This window comes from Burkholderia sp. 567 (genome assembly GCF_040545115.1).
GTDB lineage: Bacteria > Pseudomonadota > Gammaproteobacteria > Burkholderiales > Burkholderiaceae > Burkholderia > Burkholderia ambifaria.
Map to the genome: position 1 here is coordinate 22,149 of NZ_JBEPLG010000013.1, position 17,469 is coordinate 39,617.

Here is a 17,469-nt window from a genome sequence, read left to right on the forward strand (position 1 = left end):
GAATCGGGGTCAAAACCAGGATGTGCGTCGCGCCTCCCGCTGCGAGCGGGGGCGCACAACCATCCATTGAAACATACCTGTCAAGCCCCCGCCCGTCGTCCGGACGACAGGCGAAAGCGCTGGCCCGCCAGATCGGGCTGGCGCGCCGGGTTGTCCGCCAAGATCGGGGCGATCAGACGATTTGCAACAGCAGGCCCTTCAGATATTCGCCTTCCGGGAACGCGGCGAGCAGCGGGTGGTCGACGCCCGCGCCGAGCCGCTTCAGGATGCGCGCGTCGACCTTCGCGTCGGCCGCCGCGCCCGCGACGATCTTCTGGAACAGGTCCATGTCGATCGCGCCCGAGCACGAGTACGTGAACAGCAGGCCGCCCGGGCGCAGCAGCTTGAAGCCGCTCAGGTTGATGTCCTTGTAGGCGCGCGCCGCGCGATCGACGCTGTCGCGGGTCGGCGCGAACTTCGGCGGATCGAGCACGATCAGGTCGAAACGCTCGCCTTCTTCGACGAGGCGGCGCAGCGTCTTGAAGGCATCGGCGTCGAGCCAGGTCGCGCGTTCGGCGTCGAAGCCGTTGGCCACGACGTTCTGCTGCGCGAGCGCGAGCGCATCGCCCGACGAGTCGATCGACACGACGCGTTTCGCGCCGCCCTTGAGCGCCGCGAGCGAGAAGCCGCCCGTGTAGCAGAAGCAGTTCAGCACGTCGCGATCGGCCGCGTACTGCGCGACCAGCGCGCGGTTGTCGCGCTGATCGACGTAGAAGCCCGTCTTGTGGCCGTTCGGCACGTCGACGTGATAGCGCACGCCGTTTTCGTTCGCGATCAGCGTCGCGGGCGGCGCATCGCCGGCCAGCACGCCGGTCGTCTGTTCGAGCCCTTCCTTGTCGCGGATCGACACGTCCGAGCGCTCGTACACGTTCGGGCAGCCGGTCGCGCCGGTGAGCGCCGCGACGATCGCCTCCTTCCACGCTTCGACGCCCGCGGCCATGAACTGGCAGACGAGCTGGCCGCGCGGCGCGGCGCCGGCTTCGGCCGTGTCCGCGACGTAGTAGTCGACGATCAGCCCCGGCAGCCCGTCGGCCTCGCCGAACACGAGCCGCACCGCGCCCGTGCCCGATACCATCGTCGTACGGTGCGCGACCGCGCGCTGCACGCGGCGCTTGAAGAATGCGTGATCGATCGGCTCGTTCTCGTCGAAGCTCCACACGCGCACGCGGATCTGCGACTGCGGGCTGTACGCGCCGCGCGCGAGGAAGCGGCCGTCGTGCGCACGCACGATGACGGTCGCGCCGGGCGCAGGCTTGCCGTCGACGCGGTCGATCGCATTGGCGTAGATCCACGGATGGCGGCGCAGCAGCGATTTTTCCTTGGACGGCTTGAGGGTGACGGTTTGCATGATGAGATCGAAATGGGCCGTGCGCGACGCTGGCCGTGGCCGGCCGCCGCGCGCGGTGGGTAACACGGGACGCGCGTCAGTCGCGCTTCTTCGCGCGCGGATGCGCGCTGTCGTAAATCTTCGCGAGGTGCTGGAAGTCGAGCGACGTGTAGACCTGCGTCGCGGAGATGCTCGCGTGGCCAAGCAGTTCCTGCACCGCGCGCAGGTCGCCGCTCGACTGCAGCACGTGCGTCGCGAACGAATGACGCAGCACGTGCGGGTGGACGTTGGCGGGGATGCCCGCGGCGAGCGCCGCGCGCTTCACGCGCTCGCGCACGACGCCCGGCGCCATCCGGTTGCCGCGCACGGACACGAACAGCGGATGCGGGTCGTGCTTCACGAATTCGCCGCGCACCACGAGCCACGCGTTCAGCGCATCGATCGCCTTGCGGCCGACCGGCACCTTGCGTTCCTTGTTGCCCTTGCCGCGCACGGTGACTTCGGCTTCGGCGAGATCGAGCCAGCCGGCCGAGCGGTAGCCGTCGGCCTGCGTGTACCTGACGTCGAGCCCGACCAGTTCGGCGAGGCGCAGCCCCGACGAATAGAACAGCTCGAGGATCGCGTGATCGCGGATGCCTTCGGTCGTGCCGGCGAGCGGCGCGTCCATCAGCGCCGAGGCGTCGTCGACCGACAGCGCTTTCGGCAAGGTTTTCGGGCGCTTCGGCGCGCGCACCGCGGCGACCGGGTTCGCGGGCATCTCGATGTGCTGCGCGAGCCAGCGGTAGAACGCGCGCCAGGCGGACAGCCGGTGCGAGATCGAGCGCGCCGACAATCCGCCCGCATGCGCGCGCGCGACCGCGCCGCGCATGTCGACGGCCGTCAGCGTGTCGAACGGGCGACCGGCGGCGAGCTTCTTCAGTTCGTCGAGTTCGTGCGTGTACGCGCGCAGCGTGTGTTCCGACAGCTGCCTGACGTGCTTCAGGTTCGACAGGTAGGCGGCGATCGGATCGTCGGTCATCGCGGGCGCGACATCAGTGCGGCAGCAGGCGCGTGAGCGCGGCGCTCGCAAGCGTCGCGATCTGCGCGAGGAAGTCGGTCGCCATTCCGTCGTGGAAGCGGCGCGGATCGGGCGAGCCGAGCACGAGCAGGCCGAACGCGGGCGCATCGGTGCCGGCGAGCGGCGCGCGCAGCGCGAGCAGCGCGACCGACGTGGCCGCACCGTCGCCGGCCGGCGCGGCTTCGGCGCCTTCCGCCGCGTTCGCGGCCGGTGCCGCGAGCGCGGGCGCGAGCCACTGGGCAGCCTCGAAACCGGTGTTCGCGCCGCAGTACGGCGTCGACAGCCCGTTCGTGAACAGGCGCACTTCCTCGCCGACCTGGCGCGCGAAATCGGCCTGCGCGTAGGTGTCGGCGACGTCCCATACGCGCAGCGCGGTCTGCGGCACGTCGAACACGTCGGCGATGCCTTCGGCGATCGTGCGCGGCAGCGCGTACGGGTCGCGTTCCGCGATCACGCGCGCGGTCCAGCGGCTGAACTTCGCGGACAGGCTGTCGTTCTCGTGGCCATAGCGCACGAGTTCGGCGAGCCGGCGCTCGAGATGCTTGTTCTTGTCGCGCAGCATCTCCATCTGCCGCTCCTGCAGCGAGATCGCGGCCTTGCCGTGCGGGTTCGCGAGGCGGATCGTCGCGAGCAGTTCGGCGTGCTGCGCGAAGAATTCGGGATTGGCGAGCAGGTAGTCGGCGACTTCGCGATCGTTCATGTGGCTGGAGCGTTCAGTTATCAAGGACGTTGCAGGGTCAGGCGGTGAGGTCGATCTCGCCTTCGAACACGGTCGCGGCGGGCCCGGCCATCATCAGTGCGGCGGCTTCGTCGCGCGCGCCGTCCCAGCCGATCGTCAGCGTGCCGCCGTGCGTATGGACGGTCACGGGCGAATCGAGCAGGCCACGCCGGATGCCGGCCGCGACCGCCGCGCACGCGCCCGTGCCGCACGCGAGCGTCTCGCCCGCGCCGCGTTCGTACACGCGCAGCTTCACTTCGTGGCGCGACACGATCTGCATGAAGCCGGCGTTCACGCGCTGCGGGAAGCGTGCGTGGCGCTCGATGAGCGGGCCTTCTTCCAGCACCGGATACGCTTCGACGTCGTCGACGACCTGCACCGCATGCGGATTGCCCATCGACACCGCCGAAATCCAGCGCGTCGCGCCGCCGACGTCCAGCGGCCACAGCGTGTCGCGGCCTTCGGCGCGGCCGTCGAGGCCCGACGCTTCAAACGGCACCTGCGCCGGCGCGAATACGGGCGCGCCCATGTCGACGACGACTTCGCCGTTGTCCTGCAGCGTCAGCGTGATCAGGCCCTTCATGACCTGAACGCGCACGCTGCGCTTGTCGGTCAGGCCGCGGTCGCTGACGAACTTCACGAAACAGCGTGCGCCGTTGCCGCAGTGTTCGACTTCGCCGCCGTCGCAATTGAAGATCCGGTACTTGAAATCCGCGCCGTCGACGGTCGGCTTTTCGACGAGCAGCAACTGGTCGGCGCCGATGCCGAAGTGCCGGTTGGCGAGCGCGCGCACCTGCGCTTCGGTGAGCGGCGGCAACGCACGCGAATAGCCGTCGAGCACGACGAAGTCGTTGCCCGCGCCGTGCATCTTGGTGAACGAGAGTTTCACTGGGTCCGGAATTCCATGACGAACAAGGCGGCCAGCACGACGCGAACGGCCGGCTGCGGTGCCGGGCGGCGTCGTTCGTCGTGCTGATCTCAGCCGCAAATGATACATGCAGCGGACAGGGGCGTCCTGCACGGCCATGCCGGCATCGCGCCCGAAATGGCGCTGCGTCGCGAAGCGGGGCTTGGCGAGGCCGGCGAGCGCATGACGGCACGCTCGCGGTCGCCCGGCAGGGTCAGTACAGGCTCGGCTCGCCGGGCGGGCGCGTCTTGAAGCGCTTGTGCACCCAGTAGTACTGCTCCGGCATCAGCGGGATCTGTTGCTCGAGGAATTCGTTCATCCGCCGCGCGTCGAGGTCGTCGTCGCCGGTCGGGTAGTGATCCCACGGCTTGAATACCTTCAGCCGGTAGCCCTTGTAGTTCGGCAGCACCTCGCCGATGAACGGCACGACCTGCGCGCGGCCCGTCTTCGCGAGGCGGCCGACGGCCGTCAGCGTGCAGGCCGGTACGCCGAAGAAGGGCACGAACGTCGAGTTGCGCAGCCCGTAGTCCATGTCGGCGCCGAGCATCACGGGCTTGCGGTCGCGCAGCCAGCGCAGCACGATGCGCGCGCTGTCCGCGCGGCCCGCCAGTTCCGCGCCGAAGCGGCTGCGGCCGGCTTTCGCGGCGGCGTCGATGTCCGGGTTCTTCATCGGCGTGTAGAGCGACCCGCACGGCCGGTCGAGCGCGAGATTGAGCGCCATCGAGCCGGCCTCGATGCCGACGAAATGGAGACCGAGCAGGAGCGTGGGCGGCATGTCCGGATCGCTCAGGTCGATCTCGCTGTCGATCGTGAACAGCTTGCGGTAAGCCTCTTCCGACGCGAACCACTGATAGCTGCGCTCGACGTAGCTGCGGATCGCATGGCGGAAATGCTGGCCGGCCACTTCCTCGCGCCGTTCGTCGCTCCAGTCGGGGAAGCAGAGTTTCAGATTGGTATGTACGATGCGCTTTCGCCGGCTGGGAATCTGGTACAGCAGCCAGCCGAGGCCATCGCCGAACCGCGCGGTCACACCGTACGGCAGCAGGGCGAGCAGCTTCAGAAAGCCGATGGCGAGATGCGTGCCGAGGCGGCCTAGCATGCGGAATCTCCGTGGGGCCGGCTGGCCGGCACGTTGCGAACAGGGGGGATGGACAGCGGGCGATGCAGCACGGGCGACGCTCTGTGACAATTCACGAAAGTCGCTATAATACGGGCTTCGCCGAGTTAACTGACAACTTGCGGGGCGAAGCCGGCTGGCGCGAAGCGCGCTGCCCGGTCCTGGTAATCCGCTAAAGCGTCGCCGCTTCAGGCCCAACGAAGCTGGCTACGTGAAACCAACCGTAACCACACAGGAGCCTGAAAAAGTGGCAAACGATTATCTCTTCACGTCCGAATCCGTCTCTGAAGGCCATCCGGACAAAGTCGCGGACCAAATCTCGGACGCGATTCTCGACGCCATCCTCGAGCAGGACAAATATTCCCGCGTTGCGGCCGAAACGCTGTGCAACACGGGTCTCGTCGTTCTCGCCGGTGAAATCACCACGACGGCCAACATCGATTACATCCAGATCGCGCGCGACACGATCAAGCGCATCGGCTACGACAACACCGACTACGGCATCGACTACAAGGGTTGCGCGGTGCTCGTCGCGTACGACAAGCAGTCGCCCGACATCGCGCAAGGCGTCGATCGCGCACATGACGACAACCTCGATCAAGGCGCGGGCGACCAGGGCCTGATGTTCGGTTACGCATGCGACGAAACGCCGGAACTTATGCCGCTGCCGATCTACCTGTCGCACCGCCTCGTCGAGCGCCAGGCCAGCCTGCGCCGCGACGGCCGCCTGCCGTGGCTGCGTCCGGACGCGAAGTCGCAGGTGACGGTTCGCTACGTCGACGGCCGCCCGGATTCGATCGACACCGTCGTGCTGTCGACGCAGCACGCACCGGACATCGAACTGCCGGCGCTGCGCGAAGCCGTGATCGAGGAAATCATCAAGCCGACGCTGCCGGCCGACCTGATCAAGGGCGACATCAAGTTCCTGGTGAACCCGACCGGCCGGTTCGTGATCGGCGGCCCGCAGGGCGACTGCGGCCTGACGGGTCGCAAGATCATCGTCGACACGTACGGCGGTGCCGCACCGCACGGCGGCGGCGCGTTCTCGGGCAAGGATCCGTCGAAGGTCGACCGCTCGGCAGCGTATGCCGGCCGCTACGTCGCGAAGAACATCGTCGCCGCAGGCCTCGCGTCGCGCGCGCTGATCCAGGTGTCGTACGCGATCGGCGTCGCCGAGCCGACCTCGGTGATGGTCAACACGTTCGGCACGGGCCGCGTGTCGGATGCCGTGATCACGAAGCTCGTGCGCGAGCATTTCGACCTGCGTCCGAAGGGCATCATCAAGATGCTCGACCTGCTGCGCCCGATCTACGAGAAGACGGCAGCTTACGGCCACTTCGGCCGCGAAGAGCCGGAATTCTCGTGGGAAGCAACCGACAAGGCACTCGTGCTGGCCGAAGCGGCCGGCGTGGAGCCGACGGCACGCGTCGCGTAAGCGTCGTCCGCCTGAAAACGAAAAACCCCGGCATGCCGGGGTTTTTTTATGCGTGTCGAGCGCCGGCGAAATGACGGCGATCGTGGCGGGCACGGCCCGCCGGCGCGGTGTCAGCGGGCGCTGAACCCGAACCACCCATTGCTGGCCGCGAGGCGGCGCGGGCGGTTGATGCGGCGCTGCGGGCCGAGCGTGCGGCGCAGCGCGAGCGCGCGCAGCGACGACGGCTTCTGCAGCAGCGAACGCAGGCCGGCGCGGCGTGCGAACGCCTGCGCGCTCATCATCGAGAAGAATGCGTGGAACCACGCACGGATGCCGTCCAGCCGGCTGTGCGCGTGCGTGTGCCTGGCGAGCGCCTGCGTGCGGGCGCGGTGATGGCGCAGCGAGCGGGCGGGAGCGGAGGGCACGACGCGCTTCGCAGCGCGGTTGAAACGGGAAGTCAGACGGAATGGCATGTGAACGATGCTTCGCTTGTATGGATGGCGCCCTTGAAGAGCGCACTGGTATGAACGGCCTCGGATGACGCAACGGATCTTACCGAAAGTCGTTGCGCGCCGCGCCCGCCAGAATTGACAGGCCGCGACAGGCTACAAGGGTTTCGTGACGTGCAAAAGTCGCGATAAACCCTTGTGCCGCAAGCGAGTCGCCGCATACCGCCTGTCGCTGAGGCTCCCGCCGCGCCGTACAGTTCCCTTGATCGCGATCAAATCCGCGATTGGCATGCCCCTGCGCACGACAATGGCGCTGTTCGCGGTATCCGGCGCCGATTTACAATCGTCAAATTCACACAATAAACGTCTGGCATCCCATGTCGTCTTCATTGCAGTCGGAATCGATCCGCGCGCAAGTCGCGGAATTGCGCGAACGTGGTTTCGTCGTCGCGCGCGGCCTCGTCGGCGAAGCGCAGTGCGCGGCGCTCAAGCGCATCGCGGAGCGCCAGTTGCAGGAAGCGGCGGAGCCGATCGAGTTCGAGGCGGATTTGCGCTACCCGGGCGCGCCCGAGTCGAAGCATGCGCCGGGCGGGCATACGGTGCGGCGGCTGCTGGACGCCTATGGGCGCGATCCGGCGTTCGCCGAGCGCGCGATCGCGCCCGAAATCGGCGCGTGGATGCGCGAGTACTTCGGCGAGCAGCCGGTGCTGTCGCGCACGCATCACAACTGCATGATGACGAAGCACCCTGCGTACGGGAGCCTGACGGGCTGGCATCGCGACTTCCGCTACTGGTCGTTCGAACGCGCGGACATGGTGTCGGTGTGGCTCGCCCTCGGGCCGGAAACGAATGAAAACGGCGCGCTCTGGCTGGTGCCGGGCTCGCACACGGCCGAATTCGGGCCGGAAGCGTTCGACGACGCGAAGTTCTTCCGCAGCGACCTGCCGGAGAACCGCAAGATGATCGATGCGGCAACCTGCCCCCCGCTCCAGACGGGCGACGTCGTGTTCTTCCACTGCAACACGCTGCATTCGGCGGGGCAGAACCGCTCCGACCAGGTGAAATTCTCGCTCGTCTACACGTATCACGGGGTGAGCAACCGACCGGTGCCGGGCACGCGTTCGGCGACGAAGCCGGAAGTGCAGTTCTAGCAGCGGTTCGGGCGGTGGTGCAGCCGTGCCGGTTGGCCGCTGCCGGTCGCCCACTGCCGGGTCGCCCGAAGCCGGTCGCCCGCTGCGGCGCTGCGGCCGCGTGGGCGGATGAAGAAACGGGCGGCCTGGGCCGCCCGTTGCGTTTTGAGCCGCCCGCTCGCGCACCGCGAGTCGTCGCGCGCCGCGCGGCTACGCGATCAGCGCTTGTTGCCCGGCATCGCGAGGCCGATCAGGCCGATCAGCGACGCGACCGCGCCGCCGGCGATCAGCAGGATCGTCTTCGTGGCGGGCGAGCCGGTGAAGAAACGCGACATGTTGTCGTTGATCGAATGGAACGACTGGCCGCCGAAATACAGCAGCACGACGCCGCCGACGAGCAGTGCAACCGAGATGACCCGGGACATACCAACCTCGCTGTAACGGTGATTCGAGACGCCGCAGTGTAGGCGACGCGCGCGGTCGCGTCCATTGCCGTGCAGGCTCGCGCCGCGTTCGCTACCATAGCCGTCGTTGTTTCCTTCGCCGCCGGCGCGCGATGCTCGCGTGCGGCGCGCGTCCCTTCCCCCGACGTCCTGACGGAACCGACCCATGGCCTATGAAGCAGCTTCCGAACGTTATGCCGACATGCAATACCGCACCTGCGGCAAATCCGGGCTCAAACTGCCCGCGCTGTCGCTCGGTCTGTGGCACAACTTCGGCGACTCGACGCCGATCGACACGCAGCGCGACATCCTGCGCACCGCGTTCGATCTCGGCATCAATCACTTCGACCTGGCGAACAACTACGGGCCGCCGTACGGCAGCGCCGAAACCAATTTCGGCCGGCTGCTGAAGGAAGATTTCCGGCCGTACCGCGACGAGCTGCTGATCTCGACGAAGGCCGGCTGGGACATGTGGCCGGGGCCGTACGGCAGCGGCGGCGGGTCGCGCAAGTACGTGCTCGCGAGCCTCGACCAGAGCCTGCAGCGGATGGGCCTCGACTACGTCGACATCTTCTATTCGCATCGCTTCGACGCGCACACGCCGCTCGAGGAAACGGCCGGCGCGCTCGCATCGGCCGTGCGGCAGGGCAAGGCGCTGTACATCGGCATCTCGTCGTACTCGGCCGCGAAGACGCGCGAGATGGCCGAACTGCTCGCGCAATACCAGGTGCCGCTGCTGATCCACCAGCCTTCGTACAACATGCTGAACCGCTGGATCGAGCAGGATCTGCTCGGGACGCTCGACGAGATCGGCACGGGCAGCATCGCGTTCACGCCGCTCGCGCAGGGGCTGCTGACGTCGAAATACCTGAACGGCGTGCCGGCCGATGCGCGGGTGAACAAGCCGGGCGGCGGTTCGCTGAAACAGGACCATCTGAGCGCGGACAACCTCGAGCACGTGCGCAAGCTCAACGGCATCGCGCAGCGGCGCGGGCAAAGCCTCGCGCAGATGGCGCTCGCGTGGGTGTTGCGCAATGGTCGCGTGACGTCGGCGCTGATCGGCGCGAGCCGCGCGGAGCAGGTGCGTGAAAACGTCGGCGCGCTGAAGAACCTCGAGTTCTCGGCCGACGAACTCGCGGAGATCGATCGTCATGCGACCGAAGGCGGCATCAATCTGTGGGAAAAGCCGTCAACCGATCAGGCGATCTGACCGGCCGCGAGGGCAGTCGCTACGGGATGCGAACGATCGCATCCCGTAATCGCGGCGCACGCAAGCAAGCCGTCACGTCGCTGCGGTGCAGCGATGTGACCGGCACGCGAACGCGTTGCTACAGCAGTGCGGGAAGGCCTTCGACGAGCAATACCGCAACGCCGACGCCGAGCATCACGCCGAGCACGCGCAGCAGGTTGTGGCGGAATTGGGTCGCGCAGGGAACCGCGCCGAGAAATAGCGCGCCGGCCAGCGCCATCGGAATCAACAGGATGAAGTCGCCGATCGTGAAATAGGTCGTCATGCGTGTCTCCATAGTCGGCCGGCGCAGGCGCACGCGCCTGTACCCGCCCCATGCCGGGCATTTCTAATATGTGCCGGACCGATTGCGAGTGGGGCCGGCAGTTCGAGTATAGGCAACCGCGCAGCGTTTTTCGCTATCCGAACCATTAAAAGTATGCGGAAACCCCGGGAATTCTGCATTTCCCCGGGGAATCAGACGAATGCCTTGCGCACGGCTTTCCGGCTCCTTTCCGTTTGCGCCGAAACGTCGTACGTGTTCGATACGGGCCGCCGCACTCGCGGGTGCGGCGGCCGTCCGCTTACGCGCGCTCGGGTTGCGCGCGAGCGGCCGGGGTGCGGAACACGAGCACGAGCCCCGCGACGATCGCCCCCATGCCGGCGAGCGCGAGCGGCGCCGGCCGGTTGCCGAGCCAGACCGCGTCCATCAGCGTGGTGACGACGGGCACGAGATAGAACAGGCTCGTCACGTTGACGAGATCGCCGCGCTGCATCAAGCGGTAGAACAGCAACTGCGCGATCACCGAGATCACGATGCCGAGCCACAGCAGCGGCACGACGAACACCCAGCTCGCATCGAGCGCGATGGGCCGGAACGGCAGGATCGCCACGCACAGCGCGAGGCCGATCGCGTTCTGCAGCGGCAGCACGTCGGCAGGCGCCGCACGCACGCGCTTTTGCAGCAGCGAGCCGACGGTCAGCGCGGCGAGCGCTGTGAGCGCGCAGGCGATGCCGATGATCGGCAGGCCGGCGCCGCCCACGCCGCGGCACACGACGAGCGCGAGGCCGGCCAGCGACAGCCCGAGCCCCGCGACGCGCATCGGTTGCCAGCGCCGCTCGACCATCGCGAGCGTGACGATCGGCTGCACGCCGAGGATCGTCGCGAGCACGCCCGGTGCGATCCCCTGATCGAGCGCGAGCAGGTAGAAGATCGAATAGCCGCCCATCATCAGCAGGCCGGTCAGCGCGGCCATGCGCCGCTCGCCGCGCGGCGGCAGCCAGCGGCCGCGCATGACGGCCAGTACGAGCAGCACGAGTGACGCGAGCGCGAAACGTGCGGTGAGAAAGACGAACGCGGATGCATGACGCAGACCGAGTTCAGCGAAGATCGCGCCGCTGCTCCACAGCAGCACGAAGAGCGACGTCACGCCATGCGCGGCGAGCGCGCGTTTGAACGAAACCATATGAATCCACCTGTCGAACGGATCGATACGTTCCATGTCGCGCGCGCGGCAACGCGCCGTGCGTGACGACGCACGAACGGCTGCACACGGGCGAATGGAAAACGAAAAAGCGAAAGCCGGCTGGTCAGCCGACGCGTGCCGCCGGCGGGGGCGGCGCGGCGCCGACGAGCGGCGGTGCGACAGGAGGAGGAAGGACCGACGGATGCGCGCACGCCTGCGGCCGCGAGTCGAACTGCGGCCGGGATTGAGCGAGTGCGGACGTGAACGGATGCATCGTGTCGAAATGCGCTTGAACGCGAATGAGCTTCAACGGTACCGCAAGGCGGCCATCCGGCGCAACTGTCTGCGCAAAGACTCGGTTGCGTGCAGGAACGTCATGTGATGCCGCCGCGTTCGCAAAGACGCGGCCATGCCGACCGCGAGCACGCCGGCGAGCGAGCGCAGCATGAGCATCCGACATTAGTGCGGCGTGAAGGCGGCGACGAGCGTGAGCAGCGACGACAGCACCAGCGACATCGTCATCAACCAGTGGCGGCTCGCACCTTTCGACACGAAGCCCGCGAAAGTACCGCGACGCTCGCGCGCGAGTCGTTGCGCGAGCCGCGTTCGAGATAGGGCGGGTCGGCATCGCTCTGCGCGGCCGCGGGCGTGGTTCCGTCGGATGCGGTCACGCGAGATATCACAACGGCCGGAGCAAAGGCCAGACGATACGTGCATCGCGCAATTCGAGCGCGTATCGCATGCCCGGCGCGATTCGGCGGACAGTCACATTCGACAGGGTATGATGGGGGTATCCGCCCGTGCAAGCGCACGCGCGACGCAGTGGTTGATTGGAGACATTCGACGAATTCGCGGCACTTCGCCCGCTTCTTCTTCTTTTCGCGCTTCGATAAACCGTGAACAATGGGATCATGCGCAACACCCCGCCGAGGGCGGCGCGGATCGTGCATTTGCCGGCTCGTCAGTGGGCCGGGTTTCAAGATTCAAGAGTGGGGAACCATCATGCATGTCGGGTCGATTGTCTGCACTACCCATATCGCGGTGCCCAAGGGCGCGCGCGGCATCGTCCAGCGCCTTCTGGGCGACATGGCCATGGTGACCTGGTACGCGGGCGTGCCGGGCGAGTCGAAAGAACTCAACACCGAGCCGTTCTTTCTCGAGGACCTGATCGATACCGGCGAATCCGTGCTGCCGGCCGGCGCCGCGATCCACTGAGCACGCGCGCCGCATCGGACGCTCGTGTTTCGGCGCGGCTGACGGCACAATGCGGGGCATGACAGACGCCACTTCCGCCCCCGCTGCTCCCGCCGGCCCGCCGTTCGCCGGCCTCACGCCCGAGTGCGTGCTCGACGCGCTCGACAGCGTGCTGATGCCGGCCGGGCTGCGCACCGACGGGCGCATGCTCGCCCTCAACAGCTACGAGAACCGCGTCTATCAGGTCGGCATCGAAGACGGCCCGCCCGTCGTCGCGAAGTTCTACCGGCCCGAGCGATGGTCGGACGACGCGATCCTCGAAGAACACGCATTCGTCGCCGAACTTGCCGCGCGCGAGATTCCGGTGGTGCCCGCGACCGCCTTCGACGGCCGCACGCTGCACGCGTTCGACGGCTTCCGCTTCTCGATCTTCGAGCGGCGCGGCGGCCGCGCGCCCGATCTCGACCGCAGCGACACGCTCGAATGGCTCGGCCGCTTCATCGGCCGCATTCACGCGGTCGGCGCGACGCAGCCTTACGTCGCGCGTCCGGTGCTCGACATCCGCACGTTCGGCTACGAGCCGCGCGACTACCTGCTCGCGCACGATTTCATTCCCGCCGATGTCCGCCCTGCCTACGAGACGGCGGTCACGCTCGCGCTCGAAGGCGTCGAGGCGGCGTTCGAGCGTGCGGGCGAAATCCGCCTGCTGCGCACGCACGGCGATTGCCATCCGAGCAACGTGCTGTGGACCGACGCGGGGCCGCATTTCGTCGACTTCGACGACAGCCGGATGGCACCGGCGGTCCAGGACCTGTGGCTGCTGCTGCCGGGCGATCGCGAAGGCGCGTCGCGCGCGCTCGCGGACCTGCTCGCCGGTTATGAGGACTTCTGCGAATTCGAGCCGCGCGAGTTGCATCTGGTCGAAGCGCTGCGCACGCTGCGGTTGATCCACTATGCGGCGTGGCTTGCGCGCCGCTGGAACGATCCTGCGTTTCCGGCCGCGTTCCCGTGGTTCAACACGCATCGCTATTGGGAAGCACGCGTACTCGAGCTGCGCGAGCAGATCGGCGCGATGCAGGAAGGGCCGCTCTGGCCCGTGTGACGGCGCGCGCGGCAGCGTCGCCGCGCGGCGTGTTCAGCGCGGGTCGCCACGCATCGCGCGCGGCCCGCATCGCTCAGAACTTCAGCATCATCCTGATCACCGCGGCGAAGCGCCTGCCGTAAGGCGGCGCGATCAGCCCGCGCGTATTCAGGCGCGCCTGCGTGAGCACGGGCTTCATCTTCGAGAACGTCACGAAGCCGTCGTAGCCGTGATACGCACCCATCCCGCTCGCGCCGACGCCGCCGAACGGCAAGCTGCCGCACGCGATGTGCAGCAGCGCGTCGTTGACCGTCACGCCGCCCGAGATCGTTTCGCGCATCACGCGGTCGACCGTGCCGCCATCCTCGTCGAACAGATACAGCGCAAGCGGGCGCGGGCGCGCATTCACGTACGCGATCGCCTCGTCGAGCCGCTCGTATGGCACGAGCGGCAGCAAGGGCCCGAAGATTTCCTCCTGCATCAGCTGCGACGCGGCCGGCACGTGCGTGACCGCGCACGGCACGAAGCGGCGCGACGCGGGATCGGACTGCGCGTCCGACAGCGGATGCAGTTGCGCGCCGGCCGCCTGCGCGTCGGTCGCCAGCTGCTGCAGCCGCGCGTAATGGCGCGGCGACACGATCGTCGTGTAATCGCCGTTGGTCGAGAGGTCCGGATACAGCTTGGCGAAGCGCGCCCGCGCGCGCTCGATGAATGCGGCTTCCATCCCGCGCGGCAGCAGCACGTAGTCGGGCGCGATGCAGGTCTGGCCTGCGTTCAGCGTCTTGCCGCCGACGATCGCGTCGACCGCGGCATCGAAGCGCGCATTCGGGCCGATGATCGCGGGCGACTTGCCGCCGAGTTCGAGCGTGACGGGCGTGAGATTGTCGGCCGCGGCGCGCATCACGTGGCGGCCGACATGCGTCGAGCCGGTGAACAGCAGGTGATCGAACGGCAACGCGCTGAACGCGGCGCCGATCTCGGCATCGCCGTTCACGACCGCGACGTGGTCGCGCGAGAAGGTCTTCGCGATCAGTTGCTCGAACAACGCCGACGTGCGCGGCGTCAGTTCGGACATCTTGATGATCGCGCGGTTGCCGGCCGCGAGCGCGCAGATCAGCGGCCCGGCCGCGAGCAGGATCGGATAGTTCCACGGCACGACGATGCCGACCACGCCGAGCGGTTGCGGCAGCACCTTCGCGCGCGCCGGCCGCAGCCACTTGTTCATCGGCTTGCTGATCGGCTTCATCCAGCGCTTGCCGTGCTTGAGCGCGTCGTCGATCTCTTCCTTCGCCATCCAGATTTCCGACAGCAGCACTTCCTGCTTCGCGCGGTGGCCGAAGTCGGCGCTGATCGCGTCGGCGAGTGCATCCGCGTGATCGAGCAGCATGGTGCGCAGCGCGCGCAGGTGCTGCGCGCGGGAGTCCCACTCCGGATACGGCGCGCGCAGGTAGGCCGCGCGCTGATCGCGCAGCAGCGCCGTCAGCGCATCGACCGATGGCAGCGCTTGCGGGGCCAGTTCGGGCAGGTCGTTCTTCATGTCGTCTCCTCCAGTGGGGCGTGGCACGTCGGCCAGCAGTCAGGCCGCACGTGAGCGCTCGGCGCGCGTGGCGGGGCGGATCAGGGTGGCGCGCGTCGCGCGGCGGGGGGCCGGATGCGATGCGCGGGTGAAAACAGGGTGCAGCGTGCGGCAAGCGTCGTATCCGCGCGACGGTGTTCGCGTCCGAAAACGGGGTGGCACGGTGCGCGGGTGCGGCCGGATGCGATTTCCGGCTGCTGCGCGATCGCACGCTGCGGGTGCTTGCGCGCACACCGAAGCGGGGCTGCGCGAAGCGCGCGTCGACCCACGCACCGGCAGGTCGGATCGCTCATTCGACGAGCCATCCAAACGGTCGGCCACACGTTGCGTCGTTCGATTTCGACCGGCCGCGCGCTCGGTGCCGGTCGCAACCATTTGGGCGTCCGTTTGAAATGAAATGCGGGCCGCGCGCGGTGCGTCCGGACCACCCGGTCGGCACGCGGCCTGCAGAACGTCGCACTGCATCATCGTCTCCCTTTTTTCACGACGGCGCGGCTTCTGGCGGCCGCTGCCTCGCGTCGCATCGATCGATACATCTTAAATTTAGTTCACGCGGGCGTTTAGAGGAATCGCTCTTGAATCGGCGTGCCGCGCGCGCGACGGCCATTCCTACAATGCCCGAACATTACAAGCGGGAGCCGGCCGCGCCGGGCGCCGTTCATGACACGAAGGAGACGTGACATGCAATACGACTACATCATCGTGGGCGGCGGGTCGGGCGGCTCGAGCGTCGCCGGCCGCCTCGCCGATGCATGCCCCGACGCGACGATCGCGCTGATCGAGGCCGGCCGGCACACGGAGCGCAACCTGCTCGTCAACATGCCGGTGGGAATCGCGGCGCTCGTGCCGTTCAAGCTCGGCACGAACTACGGTTACGAGACGGTGCCGCAGCCGGGCCTCGGCGGCCGTCGCGGCTACCAGCCGCGCGGGCGCGGAATGGGCGGCTCGAGCGCGATCAACGCGATGATCTACACACGCGGCCACCCGGGCGACTACGACGAGTGGGCCCAGCTCGGCGCGACGGGCTGGGGCTGGCAGGACGTGCTGCCGTATTTCCGCCGCGCGGAAGGCAACGCGCGCGGCGCCGATGCATGGCACGGCGCGGACGGCCCGTTGACGGTGTCCGATCTGCGCTTTCGCAATCCGTTCTCCGAACGATTCATCCAGGCCGCGCACGCGGCCGGCTATCCGCTGAACAACGATTTCAACGGCGCGACGCAGGAAGGCGTCGGCTTCTATCAGGTCACGCATCGCGACGGCTCGCGCTGCAGCGTCGCGCGTGCGTATATCTATGGCCGCAACCGGCCGAACCTGCACGTGATCACCGATGCGACGGTGCTGCGCGTGGGCTTCGACGGCAAGCGCGCGGTCGGCGTCGTGGTGTCGCGCGACGGACGCGTCGAGACGCTCGGCGCGCGGGCGGAGGTGATTCTGTCGGCCGGCGCGTTCAATTCGCCGCAACTGCTGATGTGCTCGGGGATCGGTCCGGCGGAGCAGTTGCGCCGGCACGGGATCGCGATCGTGCAGGACGCGCCGGACGTCGGCGCCAACCTGATCGACCATATCGACTTCATCATCAACACGCGCGTGAATTCGTCGGAGCTGGTCGGCATCTGCGTGCGCGGCATCGCGAAGATGACGCCGGCGCTCGCGCGCTATTTCTCGAGCCGCACGGGGATGATGACGAGCAACGTCGCGGAGGCCGGCGGCTTCATCAAGAGCGATCCGTCGCTCGACCGACCGGACCTGCAGCTGCATTTCTGCACGGCGCTGGTCGACGACCATAACCGCAAGATGCACTGGGGCTTCGGCTATTCGCTGCACGTGTGCGCGCTGCGCCCGTTCAGCCGTGGCACGGTCGCCCTCGCGAGCGGCGATGCGCGCGACGCGCCGCTGATCGATCCGCGCTTCTTCAGCGATACGCGCGATCTCGACCTGCTCGTGCGCGGTGCGCAGGCGATGCGCCGGATCCTGTCGCAGGCGCCGCTCGCGTCGCAGGGCGGGCGCGAGCTGTACACGCGGGCGGACCAGAGCGAAGCCGAGCTGCGCGCGACGATCGTCGCGCACGCCGACACGATCTATCACCCGGTCGGCACCTGCCGGATGGGTTCGGATGTGCGCGCGGTCGTGGATCCGCAACTGCGCGTGCGGGGTGTCGACGGGCTGCGGGTGGTGGACGCGTCGGTGATGCCGACGCTGATCGGCGGGAACACGAATGCGCCGTCGGTGATGATCGGCGAACGCGCGGCGGACTTCATCGTCGCGACGCGCAAGGGCGCGGTGCCGCGCGGCGAGGCAGCCGCGGCGGTGCACGGCCGCTGAG

At 67.9% G+C, this 17,469-nt stretch carries 17 protein-coding genes; 6 read left to right on the forward strand and 11 right to left on the reverse strand.

Annotated elements, in window-relative coordinates; genetic code table 11:
* Positions 1 to 172: 172 nt before the first annotated feature.
* The 5 genes from ABIC50_RS29430 to ABIC50_RS29450 form a co-directional block, all read right to left on the reverse strand.
* A complete protein-coding gene (locus ABIC50_RS29430) occupies positions 173 to 1,387 on the reverse strand; it encodes a class I SAM-dependent rRNA methyltransferase (RefSeq protein ID WP_354168409.1) in 1,215 nt (404 codons plus the stop codon).
* Between the two features lie 76 nt (positions 1,388 to 1,463).
* Positions 1,464 to 2,384, reverse strand: coding sequence for a tyrosine recombinase XerC (xerC, locus tag ABIC50_RS29435; RefSeq protein WP_354168411.1), 921 nt, complete (start codon positions 2,382 to 2,384; stop codon positions 1,464 to 1,466).
* A 13-nt stretch (positions 2,385 to 2,397) separates the two neighbouring features.
* Entirely contained in the window at positions 2,398 to 3,123 is a 726-nt protein-coding gene (locus ABIC50_RS29440; protein ID WP_012364946.1) for a DUF484 family protein, read from the reverse strand.
* A 37-nt stretch (positions 3,124 to 3,160) separates the two neighbouring features.
* A complete protein-coding gene (gene dapF / locus ABIC50_RS29445; protein ID WP_175657097.1) occupies positions 3,161 to 4,030 on the reverse strand; it encodes a diaminopimelate epimerase in 870 nt (289 codons plus the stop codon).
* Between the two features lie 232 nt (positions 4,031 to 4,262).
* Entirely contained in the window at positions 4,263 to 5,147 is an 885-nt protein-coding gene (locus ABIC50_RS29450; protein ID WP_354168413.1) for a lipid A biosynthesis lauroyl acyltransferase, read from the reverse strand.
* 265 nt (positions 5,148 to 5,412) lie between these two features.
* Here ABIC50_RS29450 and metK point away from each other — a divergent pair, with 265 nt between their 5' ends.
* Positions 5,413 to 6,600 (forward strand): methionine adenosyltransferase, encoded by a 1,188-nt coding sequence (gene metK / locus ABIC50_RS29455; protein WP_006753004.1) that lies wholly within the window; start codon positions 5,413 to 5,415, stop codon positions 6,598 to 6,600.
* 110 nt (positions 6,601 to 6,710) lie between these two features.
* Here metK and ABIC50_RS29460 read toward each other — a convergent pair whose 3' ends face one another.
* Positions 6,711 to 7,052, reverse strand: coding sequence for a hypothetical protein (locus tag ABIC50_RS29460; RefSeq protein WP_006753005.1), 342 nt, complete (start codon positions 7,050 to 7,052; stop codon positions 6,711 to 6,713).
* 353 nt (positions 7,053 to 7,405) lie between these two features.
* On the opposite strand from ABIC50_RS29460, the gene ABIC50_RS29465 reads away from it, so the two are divergent.
* Positions 7,406 to 8,179 carry a phytanoyl-CoA dioxygenase family protein gene (locus ABIC50_RS29465; protein ID WP_105834783.1) on the forward strand — a complete coding sequence of 258 codons (774 nt, stop codon included), beginning with the start codon at positions 7,406 to 7,408 and terminating at the stop codon, positions 8,177 to 8,179.
* Positions 8,180 to 8,376: 197 nt separating this feature from the next.
* Here ABIC50_RS29465 and ABIC50_RS29470 read toward each other — a convergent pair whose 3' ends face one another.
* Positions 8,377 to 8,583: a DUF3185 family protein gene (locus ABIC50_RS29470; protein WP_006753007.1), complete on the reverse strand. Its 207-nt coding sequence runs from the start codon at positions 8,581 to 8,583 to the stop codon at positions 8,377 to 8,379.
* A 184-nt stretch (positions 8,584 to 8,767) separates the two neighbouring features.
* Here ABIC50_RS29470 and mgrA point away from each other — a divergent pair, with 184 nt between their 5' ends.
* A complete protein-coding gene (mgrA, locus tag ABIC50_RS29475; protein WP_011658188.1) occupies positions 8,768 to 9,811 on the forward strand; it encodes an L-glyceraldehyde 3-phosphate reductase in 1,044 nt (347 codons plus the stop codon).
* A gap of 118 nt (positions 9,812 to 9,929) precedes the next feature.
* Here mgrA and ABIC50_RS29480 read toward each other — a convergent pair whose 3' ends face one another.
* The 3 genes from ABIC50_RS29480 to ABIC50_RS29490 all read right to left on the reverse strand — a co-directional run bounded on the left by ABIC50_RS29480 (position 9,930) and on the right by ABIC50_RS29490 (position 11,742).
* The gene (locus ABIC50_RS29480) at positions 9,930 to 10,115 is read right to left on the reverse strand and encodes a hypothetical protein (RefSeq protein ID WP_011658187.1); all 186 of its coding nucleotides are present in this window, start codon (positions 10,113 to 10,115) and stop codon (positions 9,930 to 9,932) included.
* A gap of 298 nt (positions 10,116 to 10,413) precedes the next feature.
* Positions 10,414 to 11,295, reverse strand: a complete 882-nt coding sequence (locus ABIC50_RS29485; RefSeq protein ID WP_354168414.1) for a DMT family transporter — start codon at positions 11,293 to 11,295, stop codon at positions 10,414 to 10,416.
* 306 nt (positions 11,296 to 11,601) lie between these two features.
* Positions 11,602 to 11,742 (reverse strand): hypothetical protein, encoded by a 141-nt coding sequence (locus tag ABIC50_RS29490; protein WP_354168416.1) that lies wholly within the window; start codon positions 11,740 to 11,742, stop codon positions 11,602 to 11,604.
* A 555-nt stretch (positions 11,743 to 12,297) separates the two neighbouring features.
* On the opposite strand from ABIC50_RS29490, the gene ABIC50_RS29495 reads away from it, so the two are divergent.
* Together ABIC50_RS29495 and ABIC50_RS29500 are read left to right on the forward strand one after the other, a co-directional pair.
* A complete protein-coding gene (locus ABIC50_RS29495; RefSeq protein WP_006753011.1) occupies positions 12,298 to 12,510 on the forward strand; it encodes a hypothetical protein in 213 nt (70 codons plus the stop codon).
* 58 nt (positions 12,511 to 12,568) lie between these two features.
* Positions 12,569 to 13,591: a serine/threonine protein kinase gene (locus ABIC50_RS29500; RefSeq protein ID WP_354168418.1), complete on the forward strand. Its 1,023-nt coding sequence runs from the start codon at positions 12,569 to 12,571 to the stop codon at positions 13,589 to 13,591.
* Between the two features lie 73 nt (positions 13,592 to 13,664).
* On the opposite strand, the gene ABIC50_RS29505 is transcribed toward ABIC50_RS29500, so the two are convergent.
* Positions 13,665 to 15,107 (reverse strand): coniferyl aldehyde dehydrogenase, encoded by a 1,443-nt coding sequence (locus ABIC50_RS29505; RefSeq protein ID WP_175704140.1) that lies wholly within the window; start codon positions 15,105 to 15,107, stop codon positions 13,665 to 13,667.
* Positions 15,108 to 15,827: 720 nt separating this feature from the next.
* Between ABIC50_RS29505 and ABIC50_RS29510 the strand changes: the two genes are divergently transcribed.
* Positions 15,828 to 17,468: a GMC family oxidoreductase gene (locus ABIC50_RS29510; RefSeq protein ID WP_354168420.1), complete on the forward strand. Its 1,641-nt coding sequence runs from the start codon at positions 15,828 to 15,830 to the stop codon at positions 17,466 to 17,468.
* Position 17,469 lies beyond the last annotated feature (1 nt).